This is a genomic window from Pseudomonas sp. LG1D9 (assembly GCF_002949995.1).
Taxonomy (GTDB): domain Bacteria; phylum Pseudomonadota; class Gammaproteobacteria; order Pseudomonadales; family Pseudomonadaceae; genus Aquipseudomonas; species Aquipseudomonas proteolytica.
Genome location: NZ_CP026881.1, coordinates 3,531,714 through 3,550,824 on the forward strand (window position 1 = coordinate 3,531,714; position 19,111 = coordinate 3,550,824).

The 19,111-nt window shown below is 58.9% G+C and carries 15 protein-coding genes and 1 pseudogene; 5 read left to right on the forward strand and 11 right to left on the reverse strand.

What is annotated here, in order from left to right; genetic code table 11:
* The first annotated feature begins 3 nt into the window (after positions 1-3).
* The 3 genes from C5F71_RS16550 to C5F71_RS16560 all read left to right on the forward strand — a co-directional run bounded on the left by C5F71_RS16550 (position 4) and on the right by C5F71_RS16560 (position 3,991).
* A complete protein-coding gene (locus tag C5F71_RS16550; protein ID WP_104911545.1) occupies positions 4-513 on the forward strand; it encodes a sigma-70 family RNA polymerase sigma factor in 510 nt (169 codons plus the stop codon).
* Complete coding sequence (locus tag C5F71_RS16555) at positions 510-1,478, forward strand: DUF4880 domain-containing protein (RefSeq protein WP_104911546.1); 969 nt, start codon at positions 510-512, stop codon at positions 1,476-1,478. The genes C5F71_RS16550 and C5F71_RS16555 overlap by 4 nt, the downstream gene beginning before the upstream one ends.
* Positions 1,479-1,585: 107 nt before the next feature.
* Complete coding sequence (locus C5F71_RS16560; RefSeq protein WP_104911547.1) at positions 1,586-3,991, forward strand: TonB-dependent siderophore receptor; 2,406 nt, start codon at positions 1,586-1,588, stop codon at positions 3,989-3,991.
* Between the two features lie 252 nt (positions 3,992-4,243).
* Here C5F71_RS16560 and dsdC read toward each other — a convergent pair whose 3' ends face one another.
* The 3 genes from dsdC to C5F71_RS16575 are packed head-to-tail and all read right to left on the reverse strand — an operon-like array spanning position 4,244 to position 7,938.
* Positions 4,244-5,179: a DNA-binding transcriptional regulator DsdC gene (gene dsdC, locus C5F71_RS16565; protein WP_104911548.1), complete on the reverse strand. Its 936-nt coding sequence runs from the start codon at positions 5,177-5,179 to the stop codon at positions 4,244-4,246.
* A gap of 33 nt (positions 5,180-5,212) precedes the next feature.
* A complete protein-coding gene (locus C5F71_RS16570; RefSeq protein WP_029299863.1) occupies positions 5,213-6,568 on the reverse strand; it encodes a D-serine ammonia-lyase in 1,356 nt (451 codons plus the stop codon).
* Positions 6,569-6,594: 26 nt separating this feature from the next.
* A complete protein-coding gene (locus C5F71_RS16575; protein WP_104911549.1) occupies positions 6,595-7,938 on the reverse strand; it encodes a gluconate:H+ symporter in 1,344 nt (447 codons plus the stop codon).
* Positions 7,939-8,127: 189 nt separating this feature from the next.
* On the opposite strand from C5F71_RS16575, the gene C5F71_RS16580 reads away from it, so the two are divergent.
* Entirely contained in the window at positions 8,128-8,415 is a 288-nt protein-coding gene (locus C5F71_RS16580) for a hypothetical protein (RefSeq protein WP_070994398.1), read from the forward strand.
* Between the two features lie 56 nt (positions 8,416-8,471).
* Here C5F71_RS16580 and C5F71_RS16585 read toward each other — a convergent pair whose 3' ends face one another.
* The 4 genes and pseudogenes from C5F71_RS16585 to C5F71_RS16600 form a co-directional block, all read right to left on the reverse strand.
* Positions 8,472-8,777, reverse strand: a complete 306-nt coding sequence (locus C5F71_RS16585; protein ID WP_104911550.1) for a DUF6482 family protein — start codon at positions 8,775-8,777, stop codon at positions 8,472-8,474.
* A gap of 14 nt (positions 8,778-8,791) precedes the next feature.
* A pseudogene (locus tag C5F71_RS16590) lies at positions 8,792-9,007 on the reverse strand (short-chain dehydrogenase); the annotation flags it as partial.
* 95 nt (positions 9,008-9,102) lie between these two features.
* Entirely contained in the window at positions 9,103-9,645 is a 543-nt protein-coding gene (locus tag C5F71_RS16595; protein ID WP_104911551.1) for a DUF3833 domain-containing protein, read from the reverse strand.
* Positions 9,646-9,691: 46 nt separating this feature from the next.
* Positions 9,692-9,979, reverse strand: a complete 288-nt coding sequence (locus tag C5F71_RS16600; protein WP_104911552.1) for a GTP cyclohydrolase I — start codon at positions 9,977-9,979, stop codon at positions 9,692-9,694.
* A gap of 292 nt (positions 9,980-10,271) precedes the next feature.
* On the opposite strand from C5F71_RS16600, the gene C5F71_RS16605 reads away from it, so the two are divergent.
* Complete coding sequence (locus C5F71_RS16605; RefSeq protein ID WP_104911553.1) at positions 10,272-10,823, forward strand: chalcone isomerase family protein; 552 nt, start codon at positions 10,272-10,274, stop codon at positions 10,821-10,823.
* Positions 10,824-11,348: 525 nt separating this feature from the next.
* On the opposite strand, the gene C5F71_RS16610 is transcribed toward C5F71_RS16605, so the two are convergent.
* The 4 genes from C5F71_RS16610 to C5F71_RS16625 are packed head-to-tail and all read right to left on the reverse strand — an operon-like array spanning position 11,349 to position 19,098.
* Entirely contained in the window at positions 11,349-12,677 is a 1,329-nt protein-coding gene (locus tag C5F71_RS16610; protein WP_104911554.1) for an McrC family protein, read from the reverse strand.
* Between the two features lie 12 nt (positions 12,678-12,689).
* Entirely contained in the window at positions 12,690-15,068 is a 2,379-nt protein-coding gene (locus C5F71_RS16615) for an McrB family protein (protein ID WP_104911555.1), read from the reverse strand.
* 5 nt (positions 15,069-15,073) lie between these two features.
* Complete coding sequence (locus C5F71_RS16620; RefSeq protein WP_017700074.1) at positions 15,074-15,775, reverse strand: M48 family metallopeptidase; 702 nt, start codon at positions 15,773-15,775, stop codon at positions 15,074-15,076.
* Entirely contained in the window at positions 15,772-19,098 is a 3,327-nt protein-coding gene (locus C5F71_RS16625; RefSeq protein ID WP_104911556.1) for a type I restriction endonuclease subunit R, read from the reverse strand. The genes C5F71_RS16620 and C5F71_RS16625 overlap by 4 nt, the downstream gene beginning before the upstream one ends.
* Positions 19,099-19,111: the final 13 nt, after the last annotated feature.

Here is a 19,111-nt window from a genome sequence, read left to right on the forward strand (position 1 = left end):
CCGATGGCCGCATCCTCTTCCACCCACCGCGCTGTGGGTGAACTCTACGCCCAGCACCACGGCTGGGTGGTGCAGTTGCTGCGGCGCAAGCTGGGTGGGCAGGAGCAGGCGCTGGACCTGGCACAGGATACCTTCGTGCGCATTCTCAGCAGTGGGCCATTGCCGTCGCTGCGTGAACCACGGGCCTATCTGAACACGGTGGCCAGCCGTTTGTGCGGCCAGTATTTTCGCCGGCAGGCCCTGGAGCGTGCGTACGAACAATCCCTGGCGATCCTTGAGCCGGAACACGCGCCATCCCCGGAAACCCGCTTGCTGGTGCTTGAAGCGCTGGATGCGGTAGGGCAGGTGTTGGACGGGCTGGGGAGCCGGGTGCGGGAGGTTTTCCTGCTGTCGCAGTTGGACGGCCTGACTTATCCACAGATCGCCGAGCAACTGGGCCTGACCGTGAATGTTGTGCAAAAGGCCATGCTCAAGGCCTATCGGCATTGCTACCTGGCGGTGTACCAGGCATGACGCTGTTCCAGCCCGCCGACGATCAGTTGTTGGATGAATACGTGCTGGATCAGGCACTGATGTGGATGGTCACCCTGCAATCGGGTGTCAGTGGCGCGGCAGAGCAGCGGGCATGTGCCGCCTGGCGCAATGCCAACCCCCAGCATGAACTGGCCTGGCAGCGCTTGACCGGCTTGAGCCGCGACCTGCGCAGCAGCACCAGCGCGTTGCCCGCCCCCAGTGCCCGGCAGTTGTTGCGGGCCCGCAGCCTGACGTCGCGGCGCACGTTGCTCAAGGGCTTCGCCGGCCTGGGGATTGCCGCGGCCATGGGGTTGAGCGTGCGTGAACGGGTACTGCTGCCCCAGTTGTTCAGTGACTATCGCACCACCACGGGCGAGCGGCGGCCAGTGCTGTTGGCCGGTGCCGGTGAAGTGCAACTCGATACCCAGACCGCCGTGGATGTACGCGGCCCGCAATTGACCCTGAACCAGGGGCGCCTGCTGTTGGCGACGGCGGCGGATACCTTCGTCGGCATCAAGACCGCCCATGGCTGGGTACGGCCGGCGGCGCTGTCGCGGCTGATCATCAGCCAGGACCTGGCGGGCCAGCACGGGACCCAGGTGCAAATGCTGGCCGGCAGTGTAGTGGTCGAACCGTTGCAGGGCGCCCGACTCGCGATCGGTACCGGCCAGCAGTTGACGTTTGACCGTCACCAAAGCAGCCCGGCGCAACCGCTCTTGCCCGCCGCCGATGCCTGGACCCGTGGCCTGCTGATTGCCGAGCGCATGCCCCTGGCCCAGGTGATCGAGCAACTCAACCGTTACCGGCGCGGTGTGCTGCGCTGTGACCCGGCCGTCGCCGGCCTGCAAGTCTCGGGTTCGTTCTCCCTCGACCGGCCGGACGCCAGTCTGGATTTGCTGGCCAAGGTATTGCCGGTCCGCGTGCAGCGGGTCTTCGGCTACCTGGCGACAGTGGTCCCCGCCTAGTTCAAAAAAAATCCCATGGGGCCGGCAGTATTTGCCATCTCGTGCATCAAGACAGGGAAGACGCTGAATAAAAGCGCCCTCCAACCTTTCACCACAGGACAGTCTTTATGCACAGCCGCGTCACTCCGCTTGCCAGCGCCCTGCGCGCCATAATCGTCGGTTTAACCGTGGCAACGGCCAGCCACGCCGCCATCGCCGCCACCTCGCAGCCTGCCACCGAACAAGCCCCGCGCCAGTCCTACGACATTGCTGCCGGTAGCCTGGACCGTGTGCTGGGGGCTTTCGGCAATCAGGCAGGGGTGATGATCGCCATCGACTCGGCGCTGGCCAAGGGTGTGCAAAGCCAGGGCTTGCACGGCAGTTTTGCCGTAGCCGAGGGGCTTGAGCGGCTGCTGGCACCGCTGGGCATGCAGGCCGAGTACGAGCAGGGCAGTTATCGCGTGGTGGCGCGGGCCGCCGACGGGCAAGTGCAATTGCAGGCTACGCAGATCAGTGCCAACCAGTTGGGCTCGATCACCGAAGGCACTGGCTCCTACACCCCCGGGACGATTGCCACGGCCACGCGCATGGTGCTCACCCCACGGGAAACGCCGCAATCGATCTCGGTGGTCACGCGCCAGGTGATGGATGACTTCGGCCTCAATGCCATCGACGACGTGATGCGCCACACCCCCGGCATCACCGTGTCGACCTACGACACCGAACGTACCAACTACTACTCCCGTGGTTTTTCCATCGTCAACTTCCAGTACGACGGCATTCCCACCCTGCGCGACGCCCAGTACTCGGCGGGGCAGACCCTGACCGATATGGCCCTGTATGACCGCGTTGAAGTGCTCAAGGGCGCCACCGGCCTGCTGACCGGCGCGGGTGGCCCGGGCGGCACCATCAACCTGATTCGCAAGAAGCCCACTTCCGAGTTCAAGAGCAGCATCGAACTGGGCGCTGGCTCCTGGGATAACTACCGCTCGCAGATCGACGTCAGCGGCCCGTTGACTGAAACCGGCAACGTGCGCGGCCGGGCTGTGGCGGCCTACCAGGACAAAAAATCATTCCTCGACCACTATTCGCGCAAGACCGGCGTCTACTACGGCATCCTCGAAGTCGACCTCGACCCCGACACCTTGCTGACCCTGGGCGCCGACTACCAGGACAGCGATCCCAAAGGCTCCAGCTGGACCGGTACGCGCACCATCTTCGATCCGGCCGGCAATAAGCTGGACCTGCCGCGCTCGTTCAACAACGGGCCGAAGTGGAGCAGTTGGGAGCAGTACAGCCGCACCCTGTTCGCCACCCTGGAGCACAACTTCGACAATGGTTGGGTCACCAAGGGCCAGTACAACCATCAGATCAATGGCTACGACGCGCCGTTGGGCTACATCTCTCAGGACACCCTGAGCGCCAGCTCGATCTTCGCGCGTAAATACACCGGCGAGACCACCAGTGACAGCCTCGATGTGTACGCATCCGGGCCCTTTGAACTGTTCGGTCGTGAGCACCAACTGGTGGTGGGCCAGTCGTTGTCCATCTCCAAATGGAAAGGCAAGGACTACGGCAGCGCGACCTATTTCGACAATTCCTACGACTTCTACAAGTGGCACGGCGAAGCCATCAAGCCGCTGTGGAACCAGCCGACCAAGATCAATGACGAAACCACGCGCCAGACCGGCAGCTACATCACCGGCCGTTTCAGCCTGATGGATGACCTGCACCTGCTGTTGGGGACGCGCATCGCCAACTACCAGGTCACCGGCACCAGCGACACCCAGGAAAGCGGCAAAGTCGTGCCCTACGCCGGCCTGACCTACGACCTTAACGACAACTTCACGGCCTACGCCAGCTACACCGAAATCTTCCAGCCGCAAACCCAATATCGCGACCGTACGCGCACCATGCTTGATCCCAACGAAGGCAAGAACTACGAACTGGGCCTCAAGGGCGAATTCTTCGACGGGCGCCTGAACGCCAGCCTGGCCTACTTCGAGGTCCATGAGGAGAATCGCCCGATTGCCGATACCGCCTACAACTCCCAGCCGGGCGTGGACTACTCCTACATCGGCACGAAAACCCAAACCAAGGGCTACGAAGCGGAAATCTCCGGTGAACTCAGCCCCGGCTGGCAGCTGCAGGCCGGCTACACCCACAAGATTGCCCGTGATGACGACAAGAAAAAGGTCGCCACCTGGGAGCCGGAAGATCAACTGAGCTTCTACACCAGCTACAAACTCCAAGGCCGCCTGGACAAACTCACCCTGGGTGGTGGTGCGCGTTGGCAGGCTGCTGGCTGGCAAAACGTCAACAACCCTGGCACGCGTCAGAGCGAGAAATTCACCCAGGACCCTTACTGGTTGGTGGACGTGATGGCTCGCTACCAATTGACGGAAAACTTGTCGGCCACGTTGAACGTCAACAACCTGTTCGACAAGGCGTACTACACCAACATCGGCTTCTACGACTCGGCGTATTACGGCGACCCACGCAATGTGATGGTGACCACGCGCTGGGATTTCTGATGGCCTGATCGTGGTGACCGGGCAGTGGAGGGGACTGTAGTGGTGAGGGGGCTTTTTGTGGCGAGGGGGCTTGTCCCCCGTTGGGCTGCGCAGCAGCCCCAAACCCAGCCCCTAGGTCTCCCTGAAAAAACTCAGTGGCCTTGCTTGACTGGGGCTGCTGCGCAACCCAACGGGGGACAAGCCCCCTCGCCACAAAAAGCCCTCTCTCCACAAGAGCCCGCTCACAACCCTTGAGCCATTTAGACGCTGCGATCAGCTCTGGGCTTGCTCCACCAACCAGTCGATCAGCGCCTTGAGGCGTTTTGGCAAGTTTTCGTGGGCGGGATGCACCAGGTAGTAACCGTAGTTGACCGCCTGCCTGAACCCGCCGAAGGGCAGCACCAACTCGCCATCCTGCACGCGCTTGCGCACCAGTTGTTCGCGACCGATGGCCACGCCCGCATGGTTGATCGCCGCAAGGGTGCTCAAGTCGGAGCGGTCAAAGGTCATGAAGCGGTCTGGCAATGGGCTGCTGTCGCCCACCGCATCCAGCCATAAACGCCATTCTGCATCGAACGAGATGTTGTCCCACGCCGCCACATCGTGCAGCACCGTGCACTGTGCCAAGCGTTCCGGGTGGCCCATCAGGCCATGGGCCTGGGCATAGTGCGGGCTGCACACCGGGGCAATCCGCTCGGGCATCAGGCGGATACTTTCCAGGCCCGGATGCTCGCCGTTGGAGTAGCACAGCACCAGGTCGATGCGGCGGGTGCGATAGTCGATGGGTTCGTTGCCGACCCGCACATCCAGTTGAATCCCGGGATAGCGTGCGGTGAAGTCGGCCAGCCTGGGCACCAGCCAGCATTGCGCGACGGAAGGCCTTGCGTAGAAGCACAGCTGACCTTCGATCTGGCTGTCGGAACGTTCTTGCACGGCCTCGGACAGGGTATCCATGGTGTGCTGCATGACCCTGAAAATCCGCTCGCCGTCATCGGTCAGGTCGACCTTGCGGGGCAGGCGATGGAACAGCTTGAGCGACAGATCCTCTTCAAGGCGGGCGATCCGGTGGCTGACCGCGCTGGCGGTCAGGCACAGCTCGTCAGCGGCGCGGGCAAAGCTTAAGTGGCGGGCGGCGACCAGGAACGTATGCAGGTTGGACAGGTGGGCGCCGTTAAGTTTGGGCGCTTTGCTCAGGCCAGGTACTGCCATGTGTTTATCCCTCTTCGCGTCGACCGCCGGCGATCAACGATGGGTTGTGGTTTGCAGCGCACGCCCCTTGTCCAGGTAAGTGGCGTACTCCTCGGTAGGGACCATGCTGCCGCCGGTTCCCCAGATCAAGTGGGTGGCATTGGCCAACCGCGCTGGCGTGACACCAATGCGCTGCAAATACTGCGCGTCCTTGAGTACCCGCACAATGCCAGGTGCGCCGGCCAGGGCCGAAGGTTCGAGTTTTACCCCTTCAAGCTCGTGGGCGAGGAACATCAGGCGGTAGAGTTCCTCATCGGTGACGGTGTAGTAACCATCGATCAGGCGCTGCATCGCCCGCCCGACGAAACCCGAGGGTCGGCCCACGGCCAGGCCGTCAGCGGCGGTGACATTATCGATGCCGAAGTCCTGCACACTCACCTGGTCGTGCAGCCCGGTATACACACCGAGCAGCATGCACGGCGAGTGGGTGGGTTCGGCAAACACACAATGCACGGCATCGCCAAACGCCAGCTTCAAACCAAACGCCACGCCGCCAGGGCCGCCGCCAACACCGCAGGGCAGGTACACGAACAGCGGATGCTCGGCGTCCACCGGCACGCCTGCCACTTCAAATTGCCGGGCCAGGCGCTCGGCGGCCACGGCATAGCCGAGGAACAGGTGGGGCGAGTTTTCATCGTCGATGAAATAGCAGGCGGGATCGTTTTGCGCCTGCAGGCGACCGTTTTCGACGGCAACGCTGTAGTCGGAGGGGTACTCGACCACGGTCACGCCGCTGGCGCGCAGTCTGTCCTTCTTCCATTGGCGGGCATCCGATGACATATGCACCGTGGCCTGGAAGCCCAGCATGGCGCTCATGATGCCGATGGACAGGCCCAGGTTGCCGGTGGAACCCACGGCGATTTTGTACTGGCTGAAAAACCCCAGTGCGCGTTCGCTGGCCAAGGTCTCGTAGTTGTCGTCGAGCGTGATCAAACCAGCCTGTAGGGCCAGGTCTTCGGCATGTTTGAGCACCTCATGGATACCGCCACGGGCCTTGATCGAGCCCGAGATCGGCAAGTCGTTGTCTTTTTTCAGCCACAGCGCGCCGCTGTCGGGCAGGGCGGCCTCGCTCAAAAGCGCTTGCTGCAAGGTCTTCAGCGGCTGGATCGCCGACTCGATAATGCCGCCCGCCGCTGCAGTTTGCGGGAACACCTTGGCCAGATAGGGCGCGAAGCGCAGCAGGCGTGCGCTGGCGTCTTTTACATCGGCCAGGGTCAGGCCCACATCCCCAAGCGCCACAGCGGCTGGGGCGATCGCGGGGTTGAACCAGCTGACCTGCTCCAGCGCGACCAATGGCTGGATAACGGGATGGCTTGCATACCAGGCGTCTAGGGTTTTGCCTTGAATCATGGGAACTGCCTTTGAGGTGGGGTTCATCATACAAACCGCGAAAGAATCAGGGTAAAGACCAGGGCCGCCACCGAGGCGAGCACAGTGGCGCCAGTGAACTTCTTGAGGGCTTCGGAGAGGGAGATCCCCAGGTACTCTTTTACGACCCAGAACGCCGAGTCCGTCACGTGGGTCCAGCCGATGGCGCCGGCACCGATGGCGATCACCAGGATCTCGGGGCTGTATTGCGGGTTCTGTCCGAGGATCGGCAGCACCATGCCGGCGGTGCTGATCATGGCGACGGTGGCCGAGCCGACGGCGAAGTGCATCAAGCCGGCGATCAACCACGCGAGGATGATCGGGTTGATGTTGGACTGGCCCAGCACGTCCGCCAGCACCTTGCCGATGCCGCTGCCGACCAGCATGTCGTTGAACGCGCCACCGGCACCGATCACCAGCAGAATGCCGGCCAACGGCGGGAAGCAGCGGTGGGTCAGGTTAAGCAGGTCGCCCATGCCCAGCCCACGGCGCAGGCCCAGGGACCAGTAGGCAAAGCAAATCGACAGTACGAGCGCAATCAGCGGGTTGCCTATAAAGGACACCCACTCAAACGCCATCGAGCCTTTGCTCAGCAACGGGGTGGTCAGGGTTTTGCCCACCATCAGGGCCAAGGGCAACAGCACGGTGATCATCGCAATCGCGAAGCTGGGCGTTTGGCTGTCGTCGATATTCCCTTCGCCACGCTCGGCCAGAAACTGAGCCTGACTGGCAGGCGCCTGCCGCGCGCAGGTCAGCTTGACCCAGATCGGCCCGGCAATCACCGCCGTGGGCAGGCCGACGATCAAACCGTAGAGAATCACCTTGCCAATATCGGCATTGAGCATGCCGGTAATGGCCGTGGCGGCGGGGTGCGGCGGCAGGATGCAGTGCACCACCATCAGTGAGGTCGCCAGCGGTACGCCCAGGTACAACAGGTTGATCCGGGTCTGACGGGCGACGACATAAATCAGCGGGATCAGCAGGACAAATCCCACCTCGAAGAACACCGGAATCCCGGCAATAAAGCCCACCAGCATCATCGCCCACGCGGCGTTCTTTTCGCCCAGGGCTCTCAAGAGCGTGGTTGCGATGCGCTTGGCACCGCCGGACTCCTCCAGCAGCTTGCCGAGGATGCTGCCCAACCCAATGATGCCGGCGAGGAACCCGAGCGTGCTGCCCATGCCCTTCTCAAAGGCTGAGACAATGGCGGTTGGCGTCATTCCCGTACCGACGCCCACCAGCAGGCTGGCGGCGATCAGGGCCAGGAACGGATGGACACGGCATTTTCCGATCAGCACGACAATCAACAGGATTGACGCGCCAAGAACCAATAGAGAAAAGGTAGGGGACATGGGTGGGTCTGCTCCATCGCAGTTATTGTTAGTTGTTTGCGATGGATTAGATTTCAGGCCTATGGCGCGGACAAACGATGATTCGTCAGGCGCTAGCTGAAGCCTGTTCACTTATGGTCAGGGGCTGCCGATTGCTCGACAATGCACGGCGCCTGCGCAATCGCCAGGTCCTTACAGGAGTTCGAACCCTTGAAAGCCGCACTGTTAACCGCATGCATTGCCCTGGTCTTGACGGGATGCACCTTCACCGGCGTCAACGAAATCGCCCCCGGCCAGTACATGATCACCAGCCACGGCAGCATCTTTAACTCCCGCGAAGGGTTGTTGGAGAACATCAACCAGAAGGCTGCCAAGGCCTGTGATGGCAAGCCTTACCATCTGGAGGGTGACGCTGGGGCCAATATGGTGGTTGCCACGCAGTCGCATCTTGGTAGTACGCCGACCACTGTTTTGGGGTTGAAGGCTGTGTGTGACTAGGCTGGCTGAACCACTGGAACTTGACGTTCATCCAGTGGCGCTCTGCGCTGTGCAACTCATAATGGCGTGGTGAGCGAAAACGGGATACGCAGCGCTTCGACAGGCCCTGTATCCCGGCCGCACATTTCGTCGTGCACGCATTGCTGCACCAGCACGCAAGGAAATGCCGGCACGGTCTGCAGCAAGTCCCGCAGGTGGGTGATCGAACGCAGGTGCATCGGCTTGGCCGCATCATCCAGCAAGGTGAACTGGCCGTGATCAAGGCGGATCCTTGCCAGGTAAAAACCACCTTCGAGTGACAGCAGTTCCAGCTCGCGTATTGCGCTGTTGGCCGCATGCTCGGTGAGGGTATGCAGGTTCATGCGTCACTCCTTGCCTACCAGGGCAGGCGTTCTCCATCGTAGGAATAGAAATAGCCGCTGTCGGCCGGCGTCAACTGGTCAATCACGGTCAGCAATTGGGCCGCGGCGATGTCTGCCGGACGCGCATTGGCGGCTCCACTGAACGGCTGCGACAACCCCGACACAACCGTGCCCGGGTGCAGACTGAGCAAGCGGACCTGCGGGCGAGTGCGCGCCAGTTCGGCGGCGCTGGCAAATCGTTTCGGGCTGTTCAAGGTCCAGCACGGGTCCTGTTTGAGCTGTTCGCAAAAAGCCGTGCCAAGGGAGGTCATGGTCCATGCGCGGCTCATTGGCCCGCTCCGGCGCCTTGGCGACGGAAGAACAACGTCACCTGGCCGACCTCGACCCCGAACTTGGACATACGGGTGCGGTTGATCAGCGTGTCCTCGTCCATCAAGTACATCCAGTCGTCCATGCTCATTTCGTAGGTCGAGTCGCCGACCGGCAGGTTCAGGCGATAACGCCAGTGCAAGGTGTTGCCAGCGACTTGGCCGTCAGCCACGCCTACCACATCATCCGCACGCCCGATCCAGCCCCCTTGGCCCGTGGGCGTGAGCACCCAGACGCGGCGCTGGCGGGTGCCGTCGCTGTACAGGAAGCGCTCGTCGAGAATCAGGTTGCTGCCCTCGCGCCAGCTGACGATATTGACCTCGAAACGCTTGGCAACCTCACCGCTACGCTTCTGAAACATCCCCCAGGCTTTAACGGGCTGGCTGAAAAAGCGCTCCAGATCCAATGTCGGTTGCTGATCGGCATAACGGGCGACATCCACACTGCCGCAGCTGGCGATGCTGAGCGCCAGTACCAGTAACAGCAGAAGTCGGGTCATTGACTTACTCCCTGAAGTACACAGCTGATGAGGGGGAGGTTTCGAGCTATCGTCGTCCGATGAGCTGCAGGAACTCTTGCCGCGTCGTCGAACTATCACGGAACACGCCCAGCATGACGGACGAAGTCATGACCGAATTCTGCTTCTCTACGCCGCGCATCATCATGCACATGTGCTTGGCTTCAATGACCACCGCCACACCGGCGGCACCGGTGATCTGCTCGATGGCTTCAGCAATCTGCCGGGTGAGGGTATCCAGCAGCCCCTCGCGCTCGGGGTTTTCACCGATGCCAACGAGAATTTCACGGTAATGGCTGGCTAATAGTGGGTTCATTCAAGTTTCTCGCGGCGATGCGGTGCGTGAGGGCCGATCCATAGCCAATACTTATACCTGGCAATGTATCTTGTATAGGTTTTAATCAAGATAGGCTGAAAAAAATCACCTGACAATGAATCGACAATCTTTTTGTGCAGATGCGAAATTCTCACGCACGCCTCGGATGAGGCTGCCCTGCGCTGTGAATTCCGTTTTTGTGGGGGCAATCGAGTTTGAGGTATTGACTGTACAAAATAAGTATTTGGTATAACTTTCAAGGACGCTTATTGAGTCACATTGAGGTCTTCGCATGTCCAGGCAGACGAGCCGTTTAATCCGCCAGGCTATCTGTTTTGTTCTGATGCTCCAGAGCGCAGAACTATTTGCTGATTGGCGCGAAGCTGTTCCCAATGCTCGTCGGCTGGGGTACGGGGAGATGCGCGTATTCGGATTTGCCGTTTACAACGCGCAATTCTGGAGCTCACGCTCCACTGCCGATGGAACGCTGGATGCTGATGCGCCTTTTGCACTGGAGCTGACCTACAGTCGCGCTATCAGTCGCGATGACCTGGTAGAGGCCAGCATCAAAGAAATCCGTCGCCTGTCGCCCAACACCCAGAATTCAGAACTGATGGCCCGCTGGGAGGCGGAGATGTTGCAAGCGTTTGTCGATGTGCGTGCGGGTGACCAGATCACCGGCGTTTATATGCCGGGAGAGGGCGCACGGTTTTATGTTGGAAAGAGACTTCAGCATGTGGTGAGGGATGTTGCGTTCGCTAAAGCGTTTTTTGCTATATGGCTTGATCCTCGGACACGTAATCCGGAGTTGCGGGGGCGGTTGTTGGGGGTGGGGGAGCGGTGAGAAATGTAAACGATGTCCCCGGTTTGAACCGGGGGCTGTTTTGCGGTGGTCTTGCGAGTGTGGGGGGCACGCGCACTAGGGGGTAGAGGTTTGTACTGGGGCTTGGTGTTGCGGCAGTTGGTGGGTTTTCAGGGGCGTGGGGGGGAACGTTGCTTTGCTAGTGAGCGGGTGAGCGCTTTGTGTTCCTATCAACTGTGGGATGTCCTGGGATTAGGTGGGGAGACGCGGGTAAGAACAAAGCCGTAGGGCTTTGATTCTGCTATGTGTTACGGCTTTTTTGGGCTTTCTAGCCAGACACATGGCCGGGGGAAGTTGAATTCATTACTTAGGCATTTGATCTAAATGACTAATTTGGGTTTGTAAAATTTTCTGGAATATCAGTTGGAATACAGGCAGAGCTGAATTGAGCAACATGCCTCATTGCCGTCCTGTAGGCATGGCCGACAAGAACATCTGTTTATCCGAACTGGCCAAGCTAACGAGGCCATCTCTCGCGGGTTTGCCAAACCCAGTTCAGCCCGCTACTTAAGTAACCCGCTCAAACAAGTCTTTGAACACCATTTTGAACGGCGCATCGCTAGGGACCAACAGCTGGCGTGACTTCAAGCAAAAAGGCAGTACCCATAGCCGCAGCCCACCTGTCTTGGGGAACTCGAATACTGGTAGCGGTCGATCAAATGCCCCAGTCTTAGGGTAAATCAGCACCACATCTCCCGACCCATTCAGATAGCTTTGCCCATAGGCCTGCAACTGATAGAAGTCACCCTGTGCGAGGCCGTATTTATTCGTCCCATTTGCCTTGAGACCATCGAGCAGTTTCCACTTTGTATCGAGAACCAGCACATCTTTCTTGGCATCCTTGATCAACAGGTCTGGTTTTAGACAAAACCAATTCTGTTCTTGATGGCGAACCAGGTGATGGCTGCGTGCTTGGGTTTTCAGGTGAAGCGGCCTCGCCAGTTGCTTCGCTATATGCTTGGAGACGAACGCTTCGAACACTGCCTCCATTGGGAACAGCAGCGACGGAGCGTGATTGCCTCCGCGGCCTGTCATGGGTGATTGCTGTTCTAGAATCAACTTTGACCAAGCGAGTGCTTCTTCGTAGTAACCCATGCCCCGCTCAAGGCGTACCCGCTGGAAGTCCATATTAGGGTCTGCTGAAATCGGGACCTCTGCGAAGACAAATCTCAGTTCTCGAGCCAGTTGCTGATGTGTCTGAGATGCCGTCAGTTGCAGGATTCGTTGCAATGCGGTGTGTAATAAACGGTTTTCCGGACGATTAATCGAGAACTCGTCGTGCTCTGTAAAGAACCGGTCCGCCCTGCAAAGGTTTTGCCGCAGATGGGATGCCATCATCAGTTTGCCGCGAAGGGCAAACAGGTTGCTTTGCTGAGTGGTATAGGTGCTGCGCAGGCCTTGTTTGACGATATGCCCGACGGTGCGTAGGAACTCGGCAATAAAAACTTCCAGTAAGGGCATTCGTGCCGCGGCGAGGTTGGCGGTGTCAGTTTGGAGGTGGCGAAACTCTTGAAGGCAGCAGAGCATTTCGATCAACAGCTGACGAGCCTTCGAGGCGCCCGCACCTATTACTTTTCCGACTTTTGGCAGTACCTCGATTTGGTAACCGTCTGGTGCACGTATCACTCCAACAAAACTAGTGACCTGAACGGCTCGATGCCCGCGCCGTTGAGTCAGGCGCAGCCACGCTGGCTTACTGTCGTTGGAGGCCCGCAGGCACTGGCGTTCTAGCCATGCGTAGACCGTATCCGGGATAATGTGCAGACCCTCGGACAACGAGCCAGTCGAAGTCGCTGCCATCAACACGTCAAATTCGTAAATCGATATTCCGCTCACGTGCCTCCGCCTTCAGGTCGACAGCGTCTTGTAGATGCCAATGTAGGCATCCGGATTAGAGAGGGCAGCCTTCTGCAGAGCGTAGTGGCGCTTAGTGGAATAGCTGTCCATGCCATGATCGCTGCCGAACAGGCGAGCCAGATCATCCTCCTGGTCTTCACCCTCAACGATAAAGCGTGCGGCTTGGGATTTCTGATTGTCTGCTAAGACAAGGCGGATCTTTTGCCAGTCTTCGAAAAAGTACTCTTCGAGCAGGGGCAGAATACGTGTGCTGAACACCTGTTGCAGGGCTACAAATCGCTCGTCTCCATCAGGCACTAGCGCTAATGCTGTGAAGTACGCATGGCCGATGCAATGGTCGCGGTCGTAGAGCATCTCGATGCGCTGGTTTATTGCATCAAGCATACGAGGCACATCCATTACTTGCTCCCCCAGACTGACTCGAAGGTTTGCAAGCGGCGCGCCTGGCTCGTCGCGAGCGTCCGGCATTAACGGCACAAACTCGAATCGGCGACGTAACGCGGTGTCCAGCAACGCAAGGGATCGGTCTGCCGTGTTCATAGTGCCGACAATGTCGACATTGGCTGGTACCGAAAAAACCTCTCCGGAATACGGTAACGTCACCGAGATGGCGTTTTTAGCACCTTCGCGTTTATCAGGTTCAATCAAAGTGATCAGCTCGCCAAAGATCTTGCTGATGTTTCCCCGGTTGATCTCGTCGATTACCATCGCGAACTGCTGATCTGGCGCCATACGTGCTTTGCGGCACAAGTCCTTGAAGACACCAGCGCGGATCTCGTATTGGACTTCACCGGATTCCGCATCGCCTTCGAGAACCGGACGCAGACCTTCCACGAATTCCTCGTACCCGTAAGATTGATGGAAGGTGACGAAACTGTAACGCTTGATGTATTCGGCTGAGGGAGGACCGGCATTGTACTCGTCTACCAGCCGCTTCAGATTGGCAGCTGCGTCCGCCCAGTCTCCAGTTAGTATCCATGATGAGTCCGATAGCTTATCGAAGACAGCCGGTGCCATTCGCTTGCTCATCTTGATGGTTTCGGAGGACTCGATAGCGTGGTATTGGAGAGCACCCCAAACCGTGTTTCGCACACTCTTGTTCGTGCTTTTGGCGGCGGCAATCGATTTCATGAATGGGTGATCAAGCAAGAGATCGACACTTGCTTTCCCGCCCAAGTGGTACAGAGTTGCTGCGATTGCCTCCCACCAGGTAAGGCTCGCAATCCTTTCGCTCACAAACTGATTTTGCCATTCTTCCTTGGATACCGAGGTCGTGACTTGCTCATACTCTCGCTTCATTAGCTTCGACAATTCGTATGTCTTGCCTGTGCCAGGTGGGCCGTAGTAGATACGATTGAGAGGAAGCCTTATCGCATCAGAATCAGCAATGTCGTCTTCGCCAGTCTCATCGTTGTCTTCCACCGGATCGTCCCTCAGTTGATCCGGCCATAGTCCAGGTCGTTCGGCTTCAAGTAATAGCCAGTCGTTGGGTAAATCATGCTTGTCGGCAAGGGATGCTTCAATCTTCGTGAGCAGTTCATTAGTTAGCGGCTCACGGTGGAGGATGGGGAGGGCGCCCACCTCACGCTTCCAGGAGAGCTTCCGCACTCGCGTGCCCCGCACAATGCCAAGTACGCCAATCGCCCGTTCGCTTCCGGGGTTCTTGCGGCCAAATCGCACCTGAATATCTTTGCTCGAGTGCCACCAGTCCAAGCCGGCCATATGTACAGCACGCGCCAATCGACAGAACTCCGCTTTGTCCTCTGGAGTCCATGAGGCGCGGAAGGTCTGAAACGCTGGCTTGCTGTCGAAGTGCTTGAGCAGGTCTTCGTCGTCCAGTGACTTACTCAGATTCATTTTGGCTACTAACTCTTCGTAATGCAGCTTGAAGTTGCGGATGGCTTCAGCGCTCCATTCGGTGAGCTGGTCCAGCGATTTTTCCAAACCATCGCCTGCGGGCATTGTTGTTACAAAGGGAGCGTTGTAATAGTCGCCTCGCAGGGCTAAGTAGGTTTTGCGCGTTTTACTAGACTCGCCCAGCCCGACGGTATCGATCTTGACCACAAAGCCGTCGTCGGCATCGATTCCTACGGTAATGGCCAGTTCCTTAGGCGCTTCCGGTGAGGGGTAAATTTTCGCCCAGTTGTAGCCAGAGAAATGATTACCCTGGTTGGTAGGCCGCTTGCGAATTTCGACGCGCCCTACTGGAAACAGCGTGGTCTTGAGTTTGTTAGCCCATGCCTGTGTGACTGCATAGGCTTTTTTCAGATCATCGTAAGCTTGGTTTTGCTCGGGGTTGGACTCGTCACGCTTGTGTCCTGCCCACTTGTTCAACAACTCGAAGTGGTTGCTCGTGAAATAGTCCGTCATGGTACTCAGATTCCTTCAACATCAATTCCATGTTCTGCCAACCATGTCTTGCGCTGTGCATAGTCAGGCATGACGCGTTCCAGGCGGAGCCAAAATTCTGGGGTGTGATGTGGCTCTTGTAGGTGCACCATCTCATGCACCACCACGTACTCCGCAATGGGCTTGGGCAGTAGGATTGTTTTCCAATGAAAATAGAGCTGTGCGCCCTTACCACATGAGCCCCAGCGATAGCCCAGATCCTGCACACGCACACCGCTGGGCGTCAGGTCCATTCGCGCTTGGTGGTTCTCGACTCGTAAGGCGAGCCAGCTGCGGGCATGTTCGCTATACCAACGGATGAAATGTTCGCGGGCTCTTGGCAGTTCGCTACGCAGCAGGCGGAAGCGACCAGCAGAAAGTTTTAATGGCCCATCCTGCTCATCAACCAGTTTGAGGCGATAACTTCGTCCCAAATACAGAAACCCCTCTCCGTCGACGTATTCCTTGGTGGGGATTGAGCGCTGCAGGCGTTCCTTTTCGGCAAGACGCGAGTAAATCCAGAAGCTTTTTTCCGCTACGAATTGCCGCAGCGCTTGCTCCTCAACCTCTGGCGGGGCAGACAGGATAAGTGCGCCGTCACGTTCGACGGTGATCTGTAACGTCTTGCGCCGCGCGCTGCGGCGTAGCGTCAGTTGCAGATCGTTTACGGTGAGGGTTTGACTGCTCATAGCTGCATCAACCGTTCATGGCTGGCTCTCGCTTGATCCATCAGGCGGTCAGACAGCACCCCCGCCGTATCGCTATCCACCAAGGGCGGACGCAGTCGCATCAGGTAATCAAATAGCTGCCCGGCCAGCTCCTCCTGTGCCGCTCGCTTGCGCGGGCTCCAGATATCGCGGTGGCTTTGGAGTTCGCCCACCAACAGATCGACCAGTTCCACTGTCACATCCTTCAAACGCAGCAGCTCGGCGGGCTGCGGATTGGCGTCGGCACACACCACATCCAGCAGGGTGCGCAGGAAGGGTGCATAGTGTTCGGGCAAATCCAGGGGGCTGTAGCCATCGCTCATTTGACCGCTGCGCAGCTCGTTGATGATCTTCTGCATCTGTTCAACCAACTGATCCCACTGCTCGCCCAGCGACTTGAGCAGCTCGTTTAAGCGTTCGGACAGCTTGCGATAGAGCACCGGATCTTCATCAGTATGCTTGCGCACATGCGAGCGAATGGCGTGCTCCATCTCTGATGCCTTGGCGCGGTCGTTGACGCTTCGCGACAACTGTTTCTCGAAGTCTGCATCGGTGAGCTGGATCGGCGGAATCTTCGGGTCGATGCCCAGTGAGATAACATGATCGTCGATCAGTTTGCGCACCTTGGCACCGACATCCTTGCCCAATTGCGGCAGGTCCTTGTAGCGCCCACGTGCCCGCGCGTGGATATAGGCCAGGCGCTTGGCATCCTTGACGAAGGGCAGGCCCTCGGGGCGTGGCAGCACGGTGTCCAATGAGTTGAGGAACGCTTTGAGTTTTACCGCAAATTCGGCGCGCACCTTTTCCGACTCCAGTGCGGCAATGCAGGTTTCGGCATCTTCCAGCGACTCGATGCCCTGGCGACGCAGCACATCCACTACACGAAGATGACGATCGCGCAGCACCGGCACCTCGTCCTTGATGCTGCTCAGCGCACCTTCGATATCCTCGTCGGCATAAGCTGCCAGCGCTTCGCGCAGGTGGTTAGCGACCCCGTAGTAATCGACCACGATGCCGCAGCGCTTGCCGAAACCAGTACGGTTGACCCGTGCAATGGCTTGCAGCAGCTCGGCTTCCTTGATTGGCCGGTCAAGGTACATGACCCCTTCGATGGGGGCGTCAAAGCCGGTGAGCAACATAGACTTAACGATTAGGAAAGCCAACGGGTCGGTCTTGCCTGGCTGCTCATGATTCAGGGGCTTCTTGAAACGCTGGATCAGCAGCTCGTGCTTGCTGCCATCCGTCCAGGTTTTCCACTCGGCCGGATCGTTATTTGAGCCGGAAATAATCGGTGCGAATTCCAGGCTGCGTAGCCTGTCGCGATAGCGCCACGCCTGCACGCGCGCCTGCAGCTTGGGTGGACGCTGGCACAGTGCTTCATCGTCGAGGTCCTTGTCGGCTGCTGGCAACGCTTCGGCGTCGGCCAACAACTGATCGCGGGCGGCCTGCAGTGCGTGGAAATAGCGGATTGCCGCAATCCGGCTATAGGCTACCACCTGCGCCTTGTAGCCATTGGGCAGGATATGGGTGACGTAATGTCTGAGGATGTCGCGCGCCTTATCTGCAATCAGCGCGGGGGCATCAAAGATATGGCCTTTGGTGGCGTATTTTTTCTTGATCAGCTCCAGCTCGTCCTGACTGTGCTCGCGGAACAAATCCTCGAACAGTTCATCCAGACTCGCTCCATCTTTTAATGCGCCTTGGGCAGTGCGTCCTTCGTAAAGCACCGGCACTGTAGCGCCATCTGCCTCGGCTTCCTTGATGGTGTATTTGTCGATGAACGCGCCGAAAATTTCGTGGGTGCGTTTCTTATCGCCCATGATGATCGGTGTACCGGTAAAGCCGATGCGCACGCAGTTGGGCAGGCCCGCCAGCAGGTTTGCCTGCAGATCGCCGGCCTGGGTGCGGTGCGCCTCATCGATCAATACCAGAATGCTCTCGTCGTGGTTGAGCACCTCGAATGGTTTGCTTACCAGGTAGGGCGCGCGCTTTTCTGCGGCTTTGAGGGGGGCAGTAGCTTGCGTAGGGATCGACGCCTCCCCATCTTCTTCCTGTTCGGGATTGCGATACTTCTGGATGGTGGCGAATACCAAGCCGGGGCCCTGGCGACGTGCCAAGGCTTTAACACCCTGGATATTGGAGGCCACCTCCGGCAGTTCACCGCTCAGCGTGGCGGTGGCGGAGAGCTGGTTTTGCAGGTCTTTACGGTCAGTGACCACGATGATTTTGAAGCGGCGCAGTTGTGTATCCGTGCGCATCTTGCGCACCAGAAATACCATGGTCAGGCTCTTGCCTGAGCCTTGAGTGTGCCAAACGATGCCGCCGCGCTGGTCGCTCTCGCCATACTCAAGGCGTGTCTGCCCGCGTTTCATACGGATCACCGTTCGGTTCACCGCGCGGTACTGCTGGTAGCGGCAGACCGTCTTGATGGTCTGCCCGCCAACCGGCATGAACAGCATGAAATGCCGGATCAGATCGAGCAGGTGAGCCGGCGTCAGCATGCCTGCCACCAGGCGCTCCTGCTCGGACAGTTTGGCTTTGCCCAACTGCTCGGCTACTGACTGCTCGCTGCCGCTACCCTCCGGACCAACCACGGTTTTCCATTGGGAGAAATGCCCGAAGCCGGCCCCAATGCAGCCCACCCGTGCTTCGTCGTAGCTACTGGCGACCAACAGCTGCACGCTAGCGAACAGTGTTTCGTTACCCTCGTTGTCCTCGACTTCGAAGGCCGCCTTGCGCTGGTTGCTGTAGCGGCGCAATTGATCGACAGCTTCGGCCAGCGGTTCTGGGATGGATGGGCTCTTGCATTCCACTACCACCAGCGGGATGCCGTTCACCAGCAACACCAGATCCGGGACGATAAATTTCTTGCCGCTGTTGTACCCCGGTGGGCAATCCACTCGGAACTGGTTGATCACGCGGAAGTGGTTATTGGCCGGGTTGGCCCAGTCGATGTACTGGATGGTCTGACCACGTCCGCCTTCCCAGCCCTGGAGGCCGTCGACAGTGATGCCTTTGAGCAGCAGTTCAGTGACTGTTTGGTTGGCTTCCATCAGCTTGCCGGCGCCCACGCGGGTAATGGCCGCCAGTGCTTCGGCAATGCGCTGCTCCTCCAGCCAGGGCTGACCGTCGCGTAGGTTGATGGCACGCAGACGCTCGGCCAGTGTGGCCCGCTGAATCACTTCACTGAAGCTGCTGCGGCCAGTGATGGCCGGGTCGTCGAGGCTGCCCTCGATATGCTTCCAGTTCAGCCCCTGTAACTGAGTCACAAAGGGTTTTTCGACGTCATCCAATTCCCAGCCCACGGTTACTCCTTTA

What these genes read in the sequence shown, in the direction of transcription:
- C5F71_RS16550 (WP_104911545.1), top strand. Translation starts at nt 4, where the DNA reads ATGGCCGCATCCTCTTCCACCCACCGCGCTGTGGGTGAACTCTACGCC.
- C5F71_RS16555 (WP_104911546.1), top strand. Translation starts at nt 510, where the DNA reads ATGACGCTGTTCCAGCCCGCCGACGATCAGTTGTTGGATGAATACGTG.
- C5F71_RS16560 (WP_104911547.1), top strand. Translation starts at nt 1,586, where the DNA reads ATGCACAGCCGCGTCACTCCGCTTGCCAGCGCCCTGCGCGCCATAATC.
- dsdC (WP_104911548.1), bottom strand. Translation starts at nt 5,179, where the DNA reads ATGGCAGTACCTGGCCTGAGCAAAGCGCCCAAACTTAACGGCGCCCAC.
- C5F71_RS16570 (WP_029299863.1), bottom strand. Translation starts at nt 6,568, where the DNA reads ATGATTCAAGGCAAAACCCTAGACGCCTGGTATGCAAGCCATCCCGTT.
- C5F71_RS16575 (WP_104911549.1), bottom strand. Translation starts at nt 7,938, where the DNA reads ATGTCCCCTACCTTTTCTCTATTGGTTCTTGGCGCGTCAATCCTGTTG.
- C5F71_RS16585 (WP_104911550.1), bottom strand. Translation starts at nt 8,777, where the DNA reads ATGAACCTGCATACCCTCACCGAGCATGCGGCCAACAGCGCAATACGC.
- C5F71_RS16595 (WP_104911551.1), bottom strand. Translation starts at nt 9,645, where the DNA reads ATGACCCGACTTCTGCTGTTACTGGTACTGGCGCTCAGCATCGCCAGC.
- C5F71_RS16600 (WP_104911552.1), bottom strand. Translation starts at nt 9,979, where the DNA reads ATGAACCCACTATTAGCCAGCCATTACCGTGAAATTCTCGTTGGCATC.
- C5F71_RS16605 (WP_104911553.1), top strand. Translation starts at nt 10,272, where the DNA reads ATGTCCAGGCAGACGAGCCGTTTAATCCGCCAGGCTATCTGTTTTGTT.
- C5F71_RS16615 (WP_104911555.1), bottom strand. Translation starts at nt 15,068, where the DNA reads ATGACGGACTATTTCACGAGCAACCACTTCGAGTTGTTGAACAAGTGG.
- C5F71_RS16620 (WP_017700074.1), bottom strand. Translation starts at nt 15,775, where the DNA reads ATGAGCAGTCAAACCCTCACCGTAAACGATCTGCAACTGACGCTACGC.